Origin of the sequence: Phyllobacterium sp. SYP-B3895, assembly GCF_009647635.1 — a bacterium.
GTDB lineage: Bacteria > Pseudomonadota > Alphaproteobacteria > Rhizobiales > Rhizobiaceae > Phyllobacterium > Phyllobacterium pellucidum.
Genome location: NZ_WJIG01000002.1, coordinates 324,157 through 341,137, shown reverse-complemented (window position 1 = coordinate 341,137; position 16,981 = coordinate 324,157). Strand labels below are relative to the sequence as shown.

14 protein-coding genes are annotated in these 16,981 nt (G+C 60.2%); 10 read left to right on the top strand and 4 right to left on the bottom strand.

All coding sequences use genetic code 11. From position 1 onward, the window contains the following. The first annotated feature begins 357 nt into the window (after window positions 1-357). Window positions 358-1,782, top strand: coding sequence for an aldehyde dehydrogenase family protein (locus GF108_RS08025; protein WP_153667553.1), 1,425 nt, complete (start codon window positions 358-360; stop codon window positions 1,780-1,782). Window positions 1,783-1,812: 30 nt separating this feature from the next. Here the strand turns inward: GF108_RS08025 and GF108_RS08020 are convergent, their stop codons facing one another. Genes GF108_RS08020 through GF108_RS08005 form a run of 4 tightly spaced genes read right to left on the bottom strand, consistent with a single transcriptional unit; the run spans window position 1,813 to window position 6,108 of the window. After that, window positions 1,813-3,399 (bottom strand): 5-guanidino-2-oxopentanoate decarboxylase, encoded by a 1,587-nt coding sequence (locus GF108_RS08020; protein ID WP_153667552.1) that lies wholly within the window; start codon window positions 3,397-3,399, stop codon window positions 1,813-1,815. After that, on the bottom strand, window positions 3,396-4,583 hold the full coding sequence (locus GF108_RS08015) for a pyridoxal phosphate-dependent aminotransferase (protein ID WP_153668218.1): 1,188 nt from the start codon (window positions 4,581-4,583) through the stop codon (window positions 3,396-3,398). Before GF108_RS08015 ends, GF108_RS08020 begins: the two co-directional genes overlap by 4 nt. Continuing rightward, window positions 4,583-5,239 carry a TetR family transcriptional regulator C-terminal domain-containing protein gene (locus GF108_RS08010; protein WP_091922645.1) on the bottom strand — a complete coding sequence of 219 codons (657 nt, stop codon included), beginning with the start codon at window positions 5,237-5,239 and terminating at the stop codon, window positions 4,583-4,585. The genes GF108_RS08015 and GF108_RS08010 overlap by 1 nt, the downstream gene beginning before the upstream one ends. Then, the gene (locus tag GF108_RS08005) at window positions 5,236-6,108 is read right to left on the bottom strand and encodes a dimethylarginine dimethylaminohydrolase family protein (protein WP_153667551.1); all 873 of its coding nucleotides are present in this window, start codon (window positions 6,106-6,108) and stop codon (window positions 5,236-5,238) included. Before GF108_RS08005 ends, GF108_RS08010 begins: the two co-directional genes overlap by 4 nt. A gap of 179 nt (window positions 6,109-6,287) precedes the next feature. Between GF108_RS08005 and GF108_RS08000 the strand changes: the two genes are divergently transcribed. The 9 genes from GF108_RS08000 to GF108_RS07960 all read left to right on the top strand — a co-directional run bounded on the left by GF108_RS08000 (window position 6,288) and on the right by GF108_RS07960 (window position 16,979). After that, window positions 6,288-7,103, top strand: a complete 816-nt coding sequence (locus tag GF108_RS08000; RefSeq protein WP_051615153.1) for an ABC transporter ATP-binding protein — start codon at window positions 6,288-6,290, stop codon at window positions 7,101-7,103. Window positions 7,104-7,158: 55 nt separating this feature from the next. Continuing rightward, on the top strand, window positions 7,159-7,941 hold the full coding sequence (locus tag GF108_RS07995; protein WP_153667549.1) for a transporter substrate-binding domain-containing protein: 783 nt from the start codon (window positions 7,159-7,161) through the stop codon (window positions 7,939-7,941). Between the two features lie 115 nt (window positions 7,942-8,056). After that, window positions 8,057-8,770 (top strand): ABC transporter permease, encoded by a 714-nt coding sequence (locus GF108_RS07990; protein ID WP_153668217.1) that lies wholly within the window; start codon window positions 8,057-8,059, stop codon window positions 8,768-8,770. Beyond that, window positions 8,770-9,609, top strand: a complete 840-nt coding sequence (locus GF108_RS07985; protein WP_153667548.1) for an ABC transporter permease — start codon at window positions 8,770-8,772, stop codon at window positions 9,607-9,609. The genes GF108_RS07990 and GF108_RS07985 overlap by 1 nt, the downstream gene beginning before the upstream one ends. A 191-nt stretch (window positions 9,610-9,800) precedes the next feature. Beyond that, window positions 9,801-11,804, top strand: a complete 2,004-nt coding sequence (locus GF108_RS07980) for a CocE/NonD family hydrolase (protein WP_153667547.1) — start codon at window positions 9,801-9,803, stop codon at window positions 11,802-11,804. A 120-nt stretch (window positions 11,805-11,924) separates the two neighbouring features. Then, complete coding sequence (locus GF108_RS07975) at window positions 11,925-13,514, top strand: ABC transporter substrate-binding protein (protein ID WP_153667546.1); 1,590 nt, start codon at window positions 11,925-11,927, stop codon at window positions 13,512-13,514. Window positions 13,515-13,528: 14 nt separating this feature from the next. Further along, window positions 13,529-14,488 carry an ABC transporter permease gene (locus GF108_RS07970; protein ID WP_153667545.1) on the top strand — a complete coding sequence of 320 codons (960 nt, stop codon included), beginning with the start codon at window positions 13,529-13,531 and terminating at the stop codon, window positions 14,486-14,488. Between the two features lie 9 nt (window positions 14,489-14,497). Beyond that, window positions 14,498-15,325 carry an ABC transporter permease gene (locus tag GF108_RS07965; RefSeq protein ID WP_027232565.1) on the top strand — a complete coding sequence of 276 codons (828 nt, stop codon included), beginning with the start codon at window positions 14,498-14,500 and terminating at the stop codon, window positions 15,323-15,325. After that, window positions 15,318-16,979 (top strand): ABC transporter ATP-binding protein, encoded by a 1,662-nt coding sequence (locus GF108_RS07960; RefSeq protein WP_153667544.1) that lies wholly within the window; start codon window positions 15,318-15,320, stop codon window positions 16,977-16,979. Before GF108_RS07965 ends, GF108_RS07960 begins: the two co-directional genes overlap by 8 nt. Window positions 16,980-16,981 lie beyond the last annotated feature (2 nt).

Genomic DNA, 16,981 nt, shown 5'->3' with positions numbered 1-16,981 from the left:
CGGCGTGTTGTATAAATAGGCACAGCACTCATGCACCGCCACCCACCCTCTTCATCGCGCTTTGTTTCTCCGTCATATTCGGACTTGGTCCACCACCGCGTGGCTGAGGCCTCGACGCACGAGTTGTGGATAATCGCGACAACAGCCCGAAGATGACGGCAGTGGTGATGCGGGAAAATGCGCAGCGGTGGTGCTGAAGATGACGGCAGTGGTGGGGGAGATGGTAACGTAGCGGGGGGCTGCGGCACACGATTACGCTCTCCGCGCCACCTAATTATACAAACGTATAAAGTTCTTGCCTTCGTCCGATTGTTGGTCAGAATGGGCCCAAGGCTAAGTTCTCGGAGGAAAGTTTTCATGCTCGACAAACGCAACTTTTATATCGATGGCGAATGGGTCAAGCCGCTTGAACCAAACGATCTGGAAGTGATCAATCCGGCGACCGAACAGCCGATTGCGGTTATTTCCATGGGCACGGCCGCCGATATCGACCGCGCGGTGGCTGCGGCAAAGAAGGCGTTTCAGACCTATAGCCAGACGTCGGCGGACGAGCGCATTGCGCTGCTCGAAAAGCTGCTCGCTATCTACAAGCGCCGCTACGACGAGGTGGCCAGAACGATCACCCTTGAACTCGGCGCTCCTATCACGATGAGCACGCAGCAGCAGGCGGACGTTGGCGTCGGCCATCTTCAGGGCTTCATTGATGCGCTGAAGAATCTCCACATGCGCGAGGAACTGCCCAATGGCGACCTGTTGGTGCGCGAGCCCATCGGCGTCTGCGGCTTGATCACGCCGTGGAACTGGCCGATCAACCAGATTGCGCTCAAGGTCATCCCGGCGCTCGCAACGGGCAGCACTTGCGTGCTGAAGCCGAGCGAATTCACGCCGCTCAACGCCATGCTCTACGCCGAAATGATCGACGAGGCAGGCTTCCCGGCGGGCACCTTCAATCTCGTCAATGGCGATGGTGTGACTGTGGGAGCGGCTCTCTCCAGGCACAAGGACGTCGACATGATGTCCTTTACGGGATCGACCCGCGCCGGCATCGCCGTCAGCAAGGATGCGGCGGAAACGGTGAAGCGCGTGACCCTCGAACTTGGCGGCAAATCGCCGAACATCGTTTTTGAGGATGCGGATCTCGAGGATCGGGTCGCTGGCAGCGTGCTTGAATGCTTCAATAATAGCGGCCAGTCCTGCGATGCCCCGACGCGCATGCTGGTCCAGCGCTCGGTCTACGACCGGGCAGTGAAGATTGCCGAAGAAACCGGAAAGCAGGCGCGCGTCGGCAATCCGGAGGAGGAGGGTGAACATATCGGCCCGCTCGTCAGCCATGTCCAGTATGGAAGGGTGCAGAACCTCATCGCGGCGGGAATCGCCGAGGGCGCGCGCGTCGTCGTCGGTGGCGCAGGCAAGCCGGAAGGCTACGAGACCGGCTATTTCGTGCGTCCCACTATCTTTGCCGATGTCAGCAACACCATGCGTATTGCGCGCGAAGAGGTGTTCGGCCCCGTACTGGCGCTGATACCCTTCGACACGGAGGAGGAGGCCATCGCCATTGCCAATGATACGCCCTACGGTCTTGCCGCTTACGTGCAGACCGGCGACGCCAAGCGTGCCGAGCGTGTCGCTGCAAGGCTCAAGGCCGGCATGGTTCATATCAACGGCGGACCGCATCGCTACGGCAGTCCGTTCGGCGGCTACAAGCAGTCCGGCAATGGCCGCGAGGGTGGCAGGTTCGGCCTCGAGGACTTCCTTGAAGTGAAGACGATCCACCGTCCATAAGACGGAAGAGGGGCTGACGGCTGCAAGCCGTCAGCCAACCAGTTTTTCATCGATTTCAATCAGGTACGGGCTATTGCTCGCCTTGCCTCGCAAAAGCGAAGCCGGGAGTTCACCGATATCGCTGAGACGCTCGGCCGGTACGCCATAGGCTTCGGCAATCTTGATATAGTCCGGAGCGGAAGGGCGGACGCCAACGGGGTCGATATTCACCTCGACCATTGCGCGCTCGATCTCCTGATACCCCTGATTGTTCCAGACGATGAAGATCATCGGCACTTGTTCATCGACGGCTGCGCCGATTTCACCGAGCACGAACTGGAAGCCGCCATCGCCGACGATGCAGACCGTCGAGGTCTCGGGCTTGCCAAGGGCTGCGCCAATGGCCGCAGGCGGCCCGAAGCCGAGCGCGCCGAAACCTGTGGCGGCGTTGAACCAGCCGCCGACGCGGTCGTGATCGTAATAGAGGTTGCCGGAGTAAATCGTTTGCGTAGAATCGCCGACGATGAGCGAATTGGGCAGCGTATCGCGCAACGTATTGAGGAAACGCACCTGACCCTGGATGCGCGCGCCGACATCGGCCCAGGCCGCGTCGCGCACGCGCTTTGCGCGTTCTTCGCCGCCTCGGCCGTTTCTGCGGTCCGGCAGGGCTGCAGAAAGCGACCCGACGGTTTCCTTCGCGGCCGCTTCGATCGGCATGAATGCGGGCCAGCGATCGAGCTGTCCGGCATCGATGTCGATGCGCACGAAGCGCTTCAATTCCGGGAAGCCGCCGTCGGCATACATGTCATAGTCGGTCGGTCCCATTTCCGTGCCAATGGCGATGACGAGATCGCTGTCGGCTAGGAGCTCGCGCACCGCCTTGAGGCTCGGGCTTGCCGGGATGAGCAGCGGATGCTTGTGCATGATGCCACGACCGTTCGTGGTGGCGACTACAGGCGCATCGAGTTTCTCGGCGAGAACCTTCAGGCCGTCCGCCGCAGACTTTGCGCCGCCGCCAACGAGAATGACGGGCCGTTCCGCTGACAGGCAGTGGCGGACCAACTCGGCTATGGTTTCGGTCGATGCGTGCGGCACCGGCGCATCGGAAGGCTCGCGCTGCGCGCCTTCAAGCGGGAGCGCCATGACGTCGAGCGGAATTTCAATATGAACGGGGCCCGGACGGCGAGACGCAAAAAGAGCAAAGGCGCGGGCAAGCACGATGGGCAGTTCGTCGGGCTTCTCGATCCGGTGCGAGAACATTGCAACCGTCTGCAGCATGGCGCGCTGGTTCGGAAGTTCGTGCAGGAAACCCATGCCCTTGCCAAGCGAGTCGCGCTGGTTCACGCCGGAGATGACCAGCATCGGAATGGAATCGGCACGCGCCTGTCCCATGGCAGTGATCGTATTGGTAATGCCCGGTCCGGTGATGACGAATGCGACGCCCGGCTTGCCCGTCGCGCGTGCGTAGCCATCCGCCATGAACCCGGCACCTTGTTCATGGCGCGGGGTAATGTGGCGTATCTTCGAACCGGCAAGGCCGCGATAAAGCTCGATGGTGTGGACGCCCGGGATACCAAAGACGGTATCGACGTCGTAGGATTCGAGCAAATGAACGAGAGCTTCACCAACCGTGGTCATGCGGATTTCCGTTTCTGAAGGCGTGATGCGAGCCGGACGATGCCGGCACAGGCTGCGTCGATCTTTTCGTCGGCGACACTGAGGCTGAGGCGAAGATAACCGGCAAGGTTTTCGCCGAACGATTCGCCCGGCATGACCGCGACGAGTTCTTCTTCGAGGAGCCGCATCGCAAATTCATCGCCGCTGAGACCAGTGGCGCGGATATCGGCAAGAATGAACATTCCGGCCTGTGGGATCTTGCAGTCGATGCCGGCAACGCCATCGAGGCGGTTGGCGATCGAACGCGCCCGGCGAAGATAGCTTTCACGCATCGTCGATGCGGCGGCCGAAGGCTGGCCGAGCGCATAAGCGGTCATATCTGCGATGAAGGGCTGGCCGCCAAACAGCATCGATTCGGAAAGCGGCAGCAGGCGGCGGGTAAAGTCCTTCGGCCCGACGCACCAGCCGCTGCGGAAGCCCGGCGCCGCATGCGACTTGGAAATGGAGGAGACCGCGACAGTGCGGTCCGCAAGTTCCGGCTGATCGAGCGGCGAAGCAAAGGTACCGTCGAATATGAGCTGCTCGTAGACCTCGTCGGAGACAATCCAGAGATTATGTTTCCGGCAGACCTCGCCGATTTCAGCGATTTCCTTGGCGCTGAGTACCGCCCCCGTCGGGTTGTGCGGCGTATTCAACAGCAACACCTTGGTGCGCGGCGTAATGACCTTTTCCAGGTCGGCCGCCTGCATGCGAAAACCCTTTTCCGGACGCAGCGGCACGGAGACGCGCATTGCGCCGGTTGCACGTACGACGCCGTCATAGGTCGCATAGAGCGGATCGCCCGTTATGATCTCGTCGCCTTCTTCGGCAATGCCAAGCATGACGAGGGAGAGGGCGGTCTGGGTGCCGGGAAAGCACATGATGTGCTCGGCATCGATCGGACGACCGGTACGGGCGGTATATTTGGCCGAAAGCGCGGCCAGAACTGCGGGTTCACCCCGGCCATTGGAATAGCCGGTGCGTCCCGCGCGCATCGAGCGTTCTGCGACGTCAATCATATCGTTTGGCGTCGGGATGTCCGGCTCGCCGATCGTGAGCTCGATGACGTCTTCGCCGGCATGCTTCATTTCGCGGGCGCGCATGTGCACCGCCCACTTGTCCGAGCCAAGCCCCGCGAGACGATTCGTAACAGACGCATAGCGCATCATGGCGCGCCTCCTTCAGCTTTGAGAGAAATTCCAAGTACGGCTTCGATAGCGCTTATGCCGGTTTCGGCCAACTCGCCATCGGAGAAAATATCGCCGGCCAGGCAGCCTTCGAGCCACAGCCCGTCGATGATCGCATTGATGGCAATGGCGTGGCTGCGGGTGTGGCGCGATTCGGCCGGTGCGCGTGCCGACAGCAGTGCATCGCGTATCAGGATTTCGAGTTCGTCGCGGAAGCCGAGATAGCCGTCGCGATGTGCCGCTGCCATGGCCGGATCCGCGTGGACGAGCGCAATGAAACCCGCCCAGAGCGAAAGATTGTGCGGGTCCATGATCGGCTGGCCGAGATTGGCCGTCACGAAGGCGTAGAGCCGGGCGCGGGGATCGTCATTCGCGCTTCTGAGAGCGTCGCTCGCCTGCACGGTCATGCGTTGCATGACGGCCCGGTAGGCAGCGCCGATCAGTTCATCCTTGGTCGGAAAATAATAGCGGATTAGCCCGGCGGTGACGCCGGCGCGTTGCGCAATTTCCCGTACCGTCGCACCGGCAAGGCCGCGTTCAGCCACGCATTCCAGCGTTGCCGCGATGAGATCCTCGCGGCGCTTGTCCTCGCCCTCGCGGCGAAAGCTCTTGCGGGTGGCGGTTTCAGCGTTCATTGGCGCCAGACAGGGCGCGTGAGGCAGGTCGGGCCGCCTTCGCAGGCGATGCAGAGCGCATCGGCCTCGAAGGTTGTGACTGTGCAGCCTGCTGTTTCCATAGCGGCCTTCGTGCCCTCGAAGCCTGCAACGGCAATGACCTCATAGGGTGCTGTCGGCAGTACGTTGAGGTTGAGACCATTGCTTGCTGCAAATTCTGCTTCAGGAGCGGCAACCAGGCGAATGCCGCGCTCTTTCAACAGTTGGTAAAACGCTGCCGGCAACAGCGGCATGTGTACAAGCGCAAGGTCTTCGGCGAGCGGGGATATAATCGACATAAGGTGCAGGCAGGCTTCTTCTCCATGCCAGAGCGGCAGGTCGAAGCCGAGGACCGTGACGCCAAGCGGCCTGAGAATATTCGCGAGCTGCTCGATCCCCACCTGATTGGTACGGACCCCGCGTCCAACCGCCAGGGTCTTTTCGTCGACCCAGACGCAATCGCCGCCCTCGACGGTGCCGGGCGCCTCGATGCGGCCGAGGACCGGCACGTCCATCTGCCGATAGGTCTCTCGGTGCAAGTCCGTTTCCTCAAGGCGCAGGGGCTTTCCCATGCGCAGGATAACGGCGCCCTTGTCGGTTACCAGCGAGGGATCGTGGGTGAAGATCGAATCGGACAGGCCGTCATTGCCGTCGCGTATCCACGTGATCTCCGCGCCCGAACGGGCAACGAGATCGGCAAACACGCGATGCTGCTCGGAAGCCTTGCGTGGATCGAATTGCGGCCCATAGTGCCAGACGTCGCGTTCGGCCCCTGCCATGACGTGGTCCGGCTTGCGCATGATGACGCGCTTCAAGGGGAGGGCCATGGACTGGGAACCGAATGCTTGCATCTGCGCTGCTCTCAAAAAATTGTTTCTCGGAGTATTTATACGCTTGCATAAATAGAGCGCAAGTGGTGTGATGCAGCCAAAGAGGGCAATTTAGACCCTGTCAGATAATGAGGCGGATCAAAGGCTGTCATGAAAAGACGTGCAAGCCCAATACGAGCAGGTATCCCGGAATGATGGCGATGGAAGCGGCAACCGTTTCGACGGATCCACTTCAACGGGCGACAGGCGAACAAGCTGAAGCCATTCATATCGAGAAGCTTCATAAGCGCTTCGGAGCGCTCGAAGTTCTGAAGGGCGTTTCCCTGACGGCGCGGGATGGCGATGTGGTCGCCATGATCGGCGGCAGTGGCTCCGGTAAATCCACATTCCTGCGTTGCATCAACTTTCTCGAAAATCCCACCAGCGGCATCATTCGCATCAATGGCGAAGACGTAAAAATGGTGAGTGACGGCCATGGCGGCCTGCATCCCGCCAACCGGCGCCAGATCGAGCGCATCCGCAGCCGTCTCGGCATGGTGTTCCAGAATTTCAACCTCTGGCAGCACATGACGCTCATCCAGAATGTCATCGAAGTTCCCGTCCATGTGCTCGGCATGAAGCGCGACGAGGCCATGGTCATCGGCGAGCAACTGCTCGAGCGCGTCGGCCTGTCGGCCAAGCGCGACGTTTATCCTGCCTATCTCTCCGGTGGCCAGCAACAGCGCGGCGCAATTGCGCGGGCGCTTGCAATCCAGCCGCGCGTCATGCTGTTTGACGAGCCCACCTCCGCGCTTGATCCGGAACTCGTCGGCGAGGTGTTGCGGGTGATCGGCGATCTCGCCGAGGAAGGCCGGACCATGCTTCTCGTCACGCACGAGATGAAATTCGCACGCGAGGTCGCGAGCCACGTCATCTATCTGCACAACGGCATCATCGAGGAAGAGGGTCCGCCGGAAGCATTGTTCGGATCGCCAAAATCTGAACGTTTGAAGCAGTTTATCCGGACTGTTTCATAAAATAAGCAAGCAACAGGAAACAATCCTGGGGAACATTGAAAGAATGGAGATGAGAATGAAGTCGTTTTTGAAAACAACGGTAGCCGCCGTTGTCCTGGTCGTCGCTGGTATGGGCGCTGCAAGCGCCGAGCAGGTGAAAGTCGGCATCGCTGCCGAGCCCTATCCGCCATTCACGTCGCCCGACGCATCGGGCAAATGGAACGGCTGGGAAGTCGATATCATCAACGCGCTGTGCGAGCAGGCCAAGCTTGATTGCGTCATTACGCCTGTCGCTTGGGACGGCATCATTCCTGCCTTGACCACGAAGAAAATCGACATGATCGCCAGTTCCATGTCGATTACCGACGAGCGGTTGAAGACGATCGATTTTTCCGACAAGTACTACAACACCCCGACTGTCATCATGGGCGCCAAGGGCGTCGAGATGCAGCCGACGCCGGAAGGCCTGAAGGGCAAGATCATCGGCGTTCAGGTGTCGACGGTGCACCAGGCCTACGCCAAGAAGTACTTCGCTTCGACTGCAGCCGAAATCAAGGAATACCAGACGCAGGATGAGGCGAACCAGGATCTTGCCGCAGGCCGCATCGATGCGACGCAGGCCGACTCGCTCGCGCTCGAAACCTTCGTTGCGACCGATGCAGGCAAGGCGTGCTGCGAGATCAAGGGCAAGGTAGCCGATGATCTGGAGATCCTCGGCCCCGGTGTCGGCGTCGGCCTGCGCAAGGGCGATACCGAGCTGAAGGACAAGATCAACGCTGCCATCAAGGCGATCCGCTCAGATGGTAAGTATGACGAGATCTCGAAGAAGTATTTCAACTTCGATATTTATGGCGGCTAAGCTGTCCGGCCGGAGCGGGACAGCCCGTTCCGGCCAATTTGTTCAAAACTCTATCCGATACTGAATCGAGGACGGCTTGGCCGACGCATCGATCCTTCCCGCCGCCATATCCGGCATGTTCGGGCTCCTATCGCCAAATCCACCTGGGTGGGGCGGCAATCTGCTTCGCGGGCTCTTTCACTCCCTGCAGATCGCACTCGGTTCGTTCGGCATTGGGCTGATCATCGGAACGCTCGGCGCATACGGCAAGCTCTATGGCGGCCCGATTGTCCGCGACATTGCCGCCATCTACACCACGATGGTGCGGGCAATACCCGAACTGGTGTTGATCCTGCTGCTCTATTATGCCGGAACGGACCTCATCAATCGCCTGTTCGAGGCCATCGGTTACAGCCGTGTCGATATTAGCGGCCTTGTCGCCGGTATTGTCGTCCTCGGTTTTGTCCAGGGCGCCTATGCAACCGAGGTCTTGCGCGGCGCAATTAAATCCATTCCGCAGGGCGAGATCGAAGCGGCGAGGGCCTATGGCATGTCGCCGAGCCTGATGATGCGGCGCATCACGTTGCCAGCTATGCTGCCGCATGCGCTCCCGGGACTAGCCAACCTCTGGCTGATCGCCACGAAGGACACATCGCTTCTGGCCGTCGTCGGTTTCGCCGAGCTTACGCTCGAAACGCGCCAGGCGGCGGGGGCGACCAAGGCCTATTTCCTCTTCTACATGGCAGCCGGCGCGCTCTATCTGTTCATCACGCTGTTTTCAAACGCCATCATCGGCCGGGTTGAAATCTGGGCCCGACGCGGCATGCCCTCCGTCAAGGAGGCGCATTGATGTCCGAAACGCCTATTGAGGTCCCGATCGAGACATTTCCGATCCACAAGGAAACAGACGGGATCCGCATCGCAAGCCTGCTGCAGCCCCATCGCATCGTCATGATGCTGATCGGTTTGGCGTTGATTGCGTCAGCCGTTTTCTTCATGCGCTGGGATTGGCTGCAAAACTACGGCGACCTTATCGCTCAGGGCCTGTGGCGGACGATCTGGATCCTGATCGTCACGGTTATCCTGGGCTTCCTGCTGGCGGTGCCGCTGGGACTCGCCCAGGCGTCCGGGCCGGCGATTCTCGCTATTCCGGCCAAGATGTTTTGCACCGTCATCCGCGGCACGCCGCTGCTGCTGCAACTCTGGCTGCTCTATTACGGCCTCGGTTCGCTCTTCCCGCAATATCCGTGGATACGCGGATCGGAACTCTGGCCCTACTTGCGGCAGGCTTGGCCCTATGCGGTGCTGGCGCTGACCTTGTCCTACGCGGGCTATGAGGGCGAGGTAATGCGGGGTGCATTCGCCAGCGTTCCCAAGGGACAATTGGAAGCCGCACGCGCCTTTGGCATGCCGCGCTTCACGATCTTCAGGCGCATATGGCTGCCGCAGGCGATCCATCGGGCGCTGCCGACGCTTGCCGGCGAGGCCGTGCTCCAGCTCAAGTCGACGCCGCTCGTTGCGACGATCACCGTCGTCGATCTTTACGCGGTCGCTTCGCGTGTCAGGCAGGATACGTTCCTGACCTACGAGCCGTTGCTCCTCCTTGCCGCGGGATATCTCGTGATCACCGGCATTATCGTGATGCTCTTCAGGCGCGTTGAAAGAATGATCCCCTCGAAGCTCGGATGAAAAACTCGGGTGTGGCGCAAATTGTGTGAGTTATGTCGCAGCTGTTTTATGCCTGCTGGCGAGCAGATGCGCATAGTGTGGGCAAAGGAACACCTCGCAAAGACGAGAAAATGGGATTCTGGCTTTCGCCGGGCGTCACGCCTTCGGCGGGCATTGTCTGTTTTCAACTCTGCGCGAGATGAAAGGCGATAATGCGGACAGTCGAAACGTTTCCTCATAATGTCATCGAGCATGCCGATATGGGCATCGTCCTGGCTGATGGTTGCCGGCTTTCGGCGCGGGTGTGGATGCCGGAAAATGCCAACGATAGCCCGGTTCCCGCCATTCTCGAATTCCTGCCCTATCGCAAGCGGGACGGAACGACGGCGCGCGACAATCTCACCCATCCGTATTTTGCCGGCCACGGCTATGCCTGCCTGCGTGTCGACATGCGCGGCAATGGCGATTCCGAAGGGCTCATGGAGGATGAGTATTCCGAACAGGAACTTGCCGACGCGTGCGAGGTGATCGACTGGATCGCCGCGCAGCCATGGTCGACCGGCAAGGTTGGCATGATGGGCATATCCTGGGGCGGCTTCAATTCGTTGCAGGTAGCAGCGCTCCAGCCCGAGCCGCTCAACGCCATCATCACGTTGTGCTCGACCGACGATCGCTTCGCCGACGATATCCATTACAAGGGCGGCCTGCTGCTCAATGAGAATCTCGGCTGGGGCGCAACAATGCTTGCCTATTCCTCGCGCCCGCCAGACCCGGCGCATGCCGGTGCAAAATGGCGGGAGATGTGGCTGGAACGTCTGCACAACGAGCCGTTCCTGCCGGCTGTATGGCTCAAGCACCAGACGCGCGATGACTATTGGCGGCGTGGCTCCGTCTGCGAGGAGTTTTCGGCGATCAAGGCCGCGACCTTGGCGATCGGCGGCTGGGGCGATGCCTATAAGAACGCCGTGCCGCGCTTGATGGAAGGTATAACCGGGCCGGTCAAAGGCATCATCGGTCCATGGGTACACAAATACCCGCACTTTGCCGTGCCGGAACCGCGCATCGGCTTCCTGCAGGAGGCGTTGCGCTGGTGGGATCGCTGGCTCAAGGATATCGACACCGGCGTCGAGAACGATCCGACGTACCGTGGCTACCTGATGGATTCGGTTCGACCGAAAAGCTGGTACACGGAACGCAGCGGCTATTGGATTGCCGAAAATGAGTGGCCATCGCAACGTATCGGCAGCAAGGTGCTTCACCTTGCGGGCGACCGGTCACTGGCGTCGGAAGCGAGCGAAAACTTCTCGCATCTGGTCGCGTCGCCGCAAGATTGCGGCATGATGAGCGGCGAATATTGTGCGATCTGGCTCGGACCGGAAATGCCCGGCGACCAGCGCCGCGACGACGCGTTTTCGCTTTGCTATGACACGTCCCTCGGCGAGGCAATCGACATTGTCGGAGCGCCGGAAATCACGCTTACGCTTTCGAGCAACAAGCCGGTGGCCATGGTTGCGGTGCGGTTGTGTGACGTCCATGCGGATGGCGCATCGACCCGCATCACCTATGGCGTCTTCAATCTCTGTCATCGCCATGGCCATGACAATGCCGAGCCACTGGTGCCCGGCGAGCAAGTGACAATTACCTTCAAGCTCGACGATATTGCCTATAGGGTCCCGGCCGGGCACACACTGCGCGTGGCTGTTTCGACGTCTTATTGGCCGCTTGTCTGGCCGTCGCCATCCCATGTCAGCCTCAGCATCCACGCTGGCAGCGTGGAAATTCCCTCGCGCCCGCTTGCGACAGGCGACGAATGGACTTTCCCCGAGCCGCAGGGCGCATCGCCATGGCAAATTGAAACATTGCGGGAAGGTGGCAATAGCCGGACGATCGAGCACGATCAGGTAAGCGGCAAGATCACGTTGCTGATCGAGGATGATTTTGGCGAGGCGCGGGACAAGGATCATGGGCTGATCCATGGCGGAGTAGCGCGCGAGCGCTGGGAAATCCATCCTGACGATCCGCTTTCGGCCTATGGCGCTACTCATTGGACCGAGATTTCCGGACGCGACAATTGGCGCACGCGCACCGAGACCTACACGACGATGCGATCGGACCAACACAATTTCTACCTGACGGGGCGTATCGAGGCCTACGAAAACGACAATGTCGTCTTCGAGCACGACTTCGCCGAAACGATCAAACGAAGCTTCATTTGAATATCAGATGAGCCGGGGAGGACTATTTAGCAATCAACAGTTGTAATCCACGGGTATCAAGTCACATTATCACAAAAACCAATCCGGGCGCGTTGCGCCGGAGCAAGAAGGGGAACTGGTATGTCTAAAGAACTCGAATATCTCAGCCGCAAGGTCGCACGCGGTCACATCTCCCGCCGCGACTTCCTCGGCCGGGCCGCCGCACTTGGTGTTACGACCGTATTTGCCAACTCGCTTCTGTCCAGCGCTGCACTTGCCGAAGGGCCTGTGAAGGGCGGCACGCTCAAGGCGGGCATGCAGGGCGGTGCATCCACAGACAGTCTTGACCCTGCGACCTGGCAAAGCCAGGTGCCCTACAAGTTCGGCCGCCAGTGGGGCGAGCAGCTTGTCGAGATTCAGCCCGATGGCAAGCTTGAGCCGAAACTCGCCGAAGAGTGGGGCTCATCGGACGACGCGAAGGTATGGACCTTCAAGATCCGCAAGGGTGTCCAATTCCACGACGGCAAGGAAATGACGCCGGACGACGTTGTCGCCACCATGGAACGCCACTCGGACGCGAACTCCAAGTCGGGCGCCCTTGGTATCATGGGCGGCATCGAGAACGTGAAGAAGGACGGCGATACCGTTGTTTTCACATTGAAAGAAGCCAATGCCGACCTGCCGTTCCTGATGGACGACTATCACCTGATGATCCAGCCGAACGGCGGCAAGGACAAGCCCACCGCAGGTATCGGGACGGGACCATACAAGGTCGTCACCGATCAGCCGGGCGTACGTCATATTGGCGAAAAGTTCCCCAACTACTGGAACGGCGACAAGCGCGGCCATGCCGACCAGATCGAAATCATCGTTATCAACGATGCGACCGCCCGTACCGCGGCTCTTCAGTCCGGACAGGTTCACATGATCAACCGCGTCGAGCCGAAGATTGTCGATCTCGTGAAGCGCGTCCCCGGCGTGACCATCCAGAACGTGGCCGGCAAGGGACACTACGTGTTCATTGCACATTGCAACACGGCGCCCTTCGATAATGTCGACCTGCGTCTTGCGCTGAAATACGCCATGAACCGCGAAGAGATGGTGCAGAAGATTCTGCGCGGCTACGGCTCCGTCGGCAATGACTTCCCGATCAACAAGGCCTATCCGCTGTTCTCCGACGATATCGAGCAGCGCACCTACGATCCGGACAAGGCCGCGTTCCACTTCAAGAAGTCCGGCCATGACGGCACCGTTCTCCTGCGCACATCTGATGTCGCCTTCCCGGGCGCTGTCGATGCGGCACAGCTCTATCAGCAGAGCGCTGCAAAGGCCGGCATCAAGATCGAAGTCAAGCGCGAGCCTGGCGACGGCTACTGGTCGGAAGTTTGGAACAAGCAGCCCTTCTCGGAATCCTATTGGGGCGGACGTCCGACGCAGGACCAGATGTATTCCACGGCCTACTATTCGAAGGCCGACTGGAACGACACGCGCTTCTTCAATCCCAAGTTCGACCAGATGCTGATCACCGCGCGCGGCGAACTCGATGAGGGCAAGCGCAAGCAGATGTACCGCGACATGGCCATCATCGTTCGCGATGAAGGCGGTGTGATCGTGCCGATGTTTAACGACTTCATTGACGCGACCAGCGCCAAGGTCGGCGGCTGGGTGCCGGACGGCAATCAGGAGATGAGCGGCGGCTATGCTCTGTCGCGCTGCTGGCTGAACGCCTGATCGGCGCCGGGCGGATGAGTGCACCTGTCCTGAAACTGGTGGCCCAGCGCATTGCGATGGGCCTTCTGCTCCTGCTTGCGGTCTCGGTGCTCATCTTTGCCGGCACGCAAATCCTGCCGGGCGACGTGGCCCAATCCATCCTCGGCCAATCGGCTACGCCGCAGGCGCTTGAAAACCTGCGGCGTGACATGGGTCTGAACGACCCTGCCTATATCCGCTATTTGCGCTGGCTCGGCGGGATTTTGACCGGCGATCTCGGGACGGCACTTTCCAGCGGACAGGATATCGCGACGTCGCTGAAGGAGCGGCTATGGAATACCCTGTTCCTGGCATTCGGGGCGGCGGTAGTCTCCATTCCGCTCGCCATCATGCTCGGGCTCTTGGCGGTACGCTACCGCAACGGCTTCGTCGACAAGCTGATCTCCGGCCTCGGTCTCGCTTCGACCTCGCTGCCGGAGTTCTTCACAGGCTACCTGCTCATATATTTTGTTGCTGTGCGGCTGCAGTGGTTTCCGAGCGTATCGACCGTCTATGAAGGCATGCCGCTCGGCGAGCGGCTGAGCGCGATTGCATTGCCGGTGACGGTGCTAACGCTCGTCGTTCTCGCGCATATGATGCGCATGACGCGTGCAGCAATCCTCAACGTCATGCAGTCTGCCTATATAGAAACGGCCGAACTGAAGGGGCTTTCGCCGCTTCAGATCATTACCCGGCATGCGTTTCCCAATGCGATTGCGCCGATTGTCAATGTCGTGATGCTCAACCTCGCATTTCTCGTGGTCGGCGTCGTCGTGGTCGAGGTGATCTTTGTTTATCCGGGGATGGGCCAGTATCTTGTCGACCACGTGGCTAAGCGCGACGTTCCGGTCGTGCAGGCATGCGGGCTGGTTTTCGCGGCCGTCTACATAAGTTTGAACATCATTGCTGACATCGTGGCGATTGTTTCCAATCCCCGCCTCCGGCATCCGAAGTAGGGGCGCGCCATGCTGAACGTCAAAGCTATTCCCATCAGCGCATGGATCGGCCTCATCATCACCGCCGTGTTCCTGTTTGCGGCTATATTCGCGCCATGGGTCGCTCCATATCCCGTCGGCGAGACGGTAGGTGACGTATGGGAGCCCTCGTCGGCCAAGTATCTGCTCGGTACCGATAATCTCGGCCGTGACCTCCTGTCGCGCATGATCTACGGTGCACGCATTACTATCTTCATCGCTGCCATGGCGACGGCCCTTTCCTTTATTCTCGGGTCGGTGCTGGGGTTCGCCGCCGCCGTCGTCGGCGGATGGTTCGACCAACTCATGTCACGCTTTGTCGATCTGATCATGGCAATCCCGACGCTGATCTTTGCGCTCGTCGTGCTTTCGGTCCTGCCTGCCAATGTGGTCACGCTCATTTTCGTCATGGGCCTGCTCGACGCCACCCGCGTCTATCGATTGGCGCGGGCCGTCGCGGTGGATATCAACGTTATGGACTTTGTCGAGGCCGCAAAGCTGCGCGGTGAGGGGCGGGTATGGATCATCTTTCGTGAAATCCTGCCCAATGCGCTCACCCCGCTTATCGCTGAACTCGGGCTGCGCTTTATCTTTGCCGTGCTTTTCCTGTCGGCGCTTTCATTCCTCGGCCTCGGCGTGCAACCGCCGGATGCCGACTGGGGCGGCATGGTCAAGGAAAACAAGGAAGGCATCGTCTTCGGTGTGCCGGCTGCGCTTATTCCTGCAGCAGCGATTGCCGTTCTCGCGATCTCGGTCAACCTCGTTGCCGATTGGATATTGAACCGGACGACAAGTCTGAAGGGAGGTCGCAATGGCTAAGGCACAGAGGAAGGACAAGACCGGTCTCCTGCTCGATATCCAGAACCTGCGCATCGAGGCAACCAGCTACCCACCCGGTGAGCCGCCGCGCAACGTCGTCATCGTTGATGACGTGTCGGTCAAGCTCGAGCGCGGCAAGGTGCTCGGCCTTATCGGCGAGTCCGGCGCCGGCAAATCCACCATTGGCCTGTCAAGCATGTGCTATGGCCGGGGAGGCGTGCGCATTACTGGCGGGCAAGTGGTCCTCAACGGGCGTGATCTTGTCAAAGGCGGCCCGCGCCTGTTGCGCCAGGTCCGGGGCAAGGAGGTCTGTTATGTCGCACAGTCAGCTGCCGCCTCGTTCAATCCCGCCCGCAAGCTTATGGACCAGGTCATAGAAGCTGCTCTCCTGCACCGCATTTGTTCGAGGGCAGAAGCCGAGAAGCGTGCGATTGGCTTGTTCAAGAAGCTTGGACTGCCGAATCCCGAGACCTTCGGTCAGCGCTTTCCCCATCAGGTATCCGGCGGCCAGCTGCAACGCGCAATGACTGCCATGGCATTGTGCTCGGAGCCCGACCTCATCGTCTTCGATGAACCGACGACGGCGCTGGACGTGACCACCCAGATCGACGTGCTGGCATCGATCAAGGAGGCCATCCACGACACCAATGTCGCTGCGCTCTATATCACCCATGACCTTGCGGTCGTGGCGCAGGTCGCCGACGACATCATGGTGCTGCGCCACGGCAAGCTTGTCGAATATGGCGATACACGCCAGATCATCAAGGAGCCGCGCCAGCAATACACCAACCAGCTTGTTTCCGTGCATCACATTCCGCATGAGCAGAAGAACCCGAACGATGCGCCGGTGCTGGCGGTCAACAACATTACCGCGGCCTATGGGGGCGGACTGGTCAAGGTGCTCAAGAACGTTACCGTCGACGTCCATCTTGGCCAGACGCTGGCCGTCGTCGGCGAGTCCGGTTCCGGCAAGTCGACGCTGGCGCGCGCCATCACCGGCCTATTGCCGCCGATGGAAGGGAGCATCACGTTCAACGGGCGCACGCTGTCGCCGCGCCTTGCCAACCGCACGCGCAACGATCTGCGCGAGTTGCAGATGATCTACCAGATGGCGGATGTCGCGATGAACCCGCGCCAGACCATCGGCACGATCATCGGCCGTCCGCTCGAATTCTATTTCGGCATGAGAGGCAAGCAACGCGACGCTCGTGTTCGCGAACTGCTCGACAAGATCGAGATGGGGACGGGTTTTGCCGATCGCTACCCGGCCGAACTGTCAGGCGGACAGAAGCAGCGCGTCTGCATTGCACGCGCGCTTGCCGCCAAGCCCAAGCTCATCATCTGCGACGAGGTGACGAGCGCGCTCGATCCGCTGGTGGCGGACGGCATCCTCAAGCTTCTGCTCGATCTGCAGAAGGACGAGAACGTCGCCTATATCTTCATCACCCACGATCTTGCCGTGGTCAAATCCATCGCCGATGCGATCGCAGTCATGTATCGCGGCGAAGTGGTGCGCTACGGTCCGAAGACTGAGGTGCTGAAGCCGCCTTTCGACGCCTATACGGATCTGCTGCTGTCGTCGGTTCCGGAAATGGAGCTTGGCTGGCTCGAAGGCGCCATGAAGAACCGGCGCATGGCGAGCGCCGGGAATTAGAA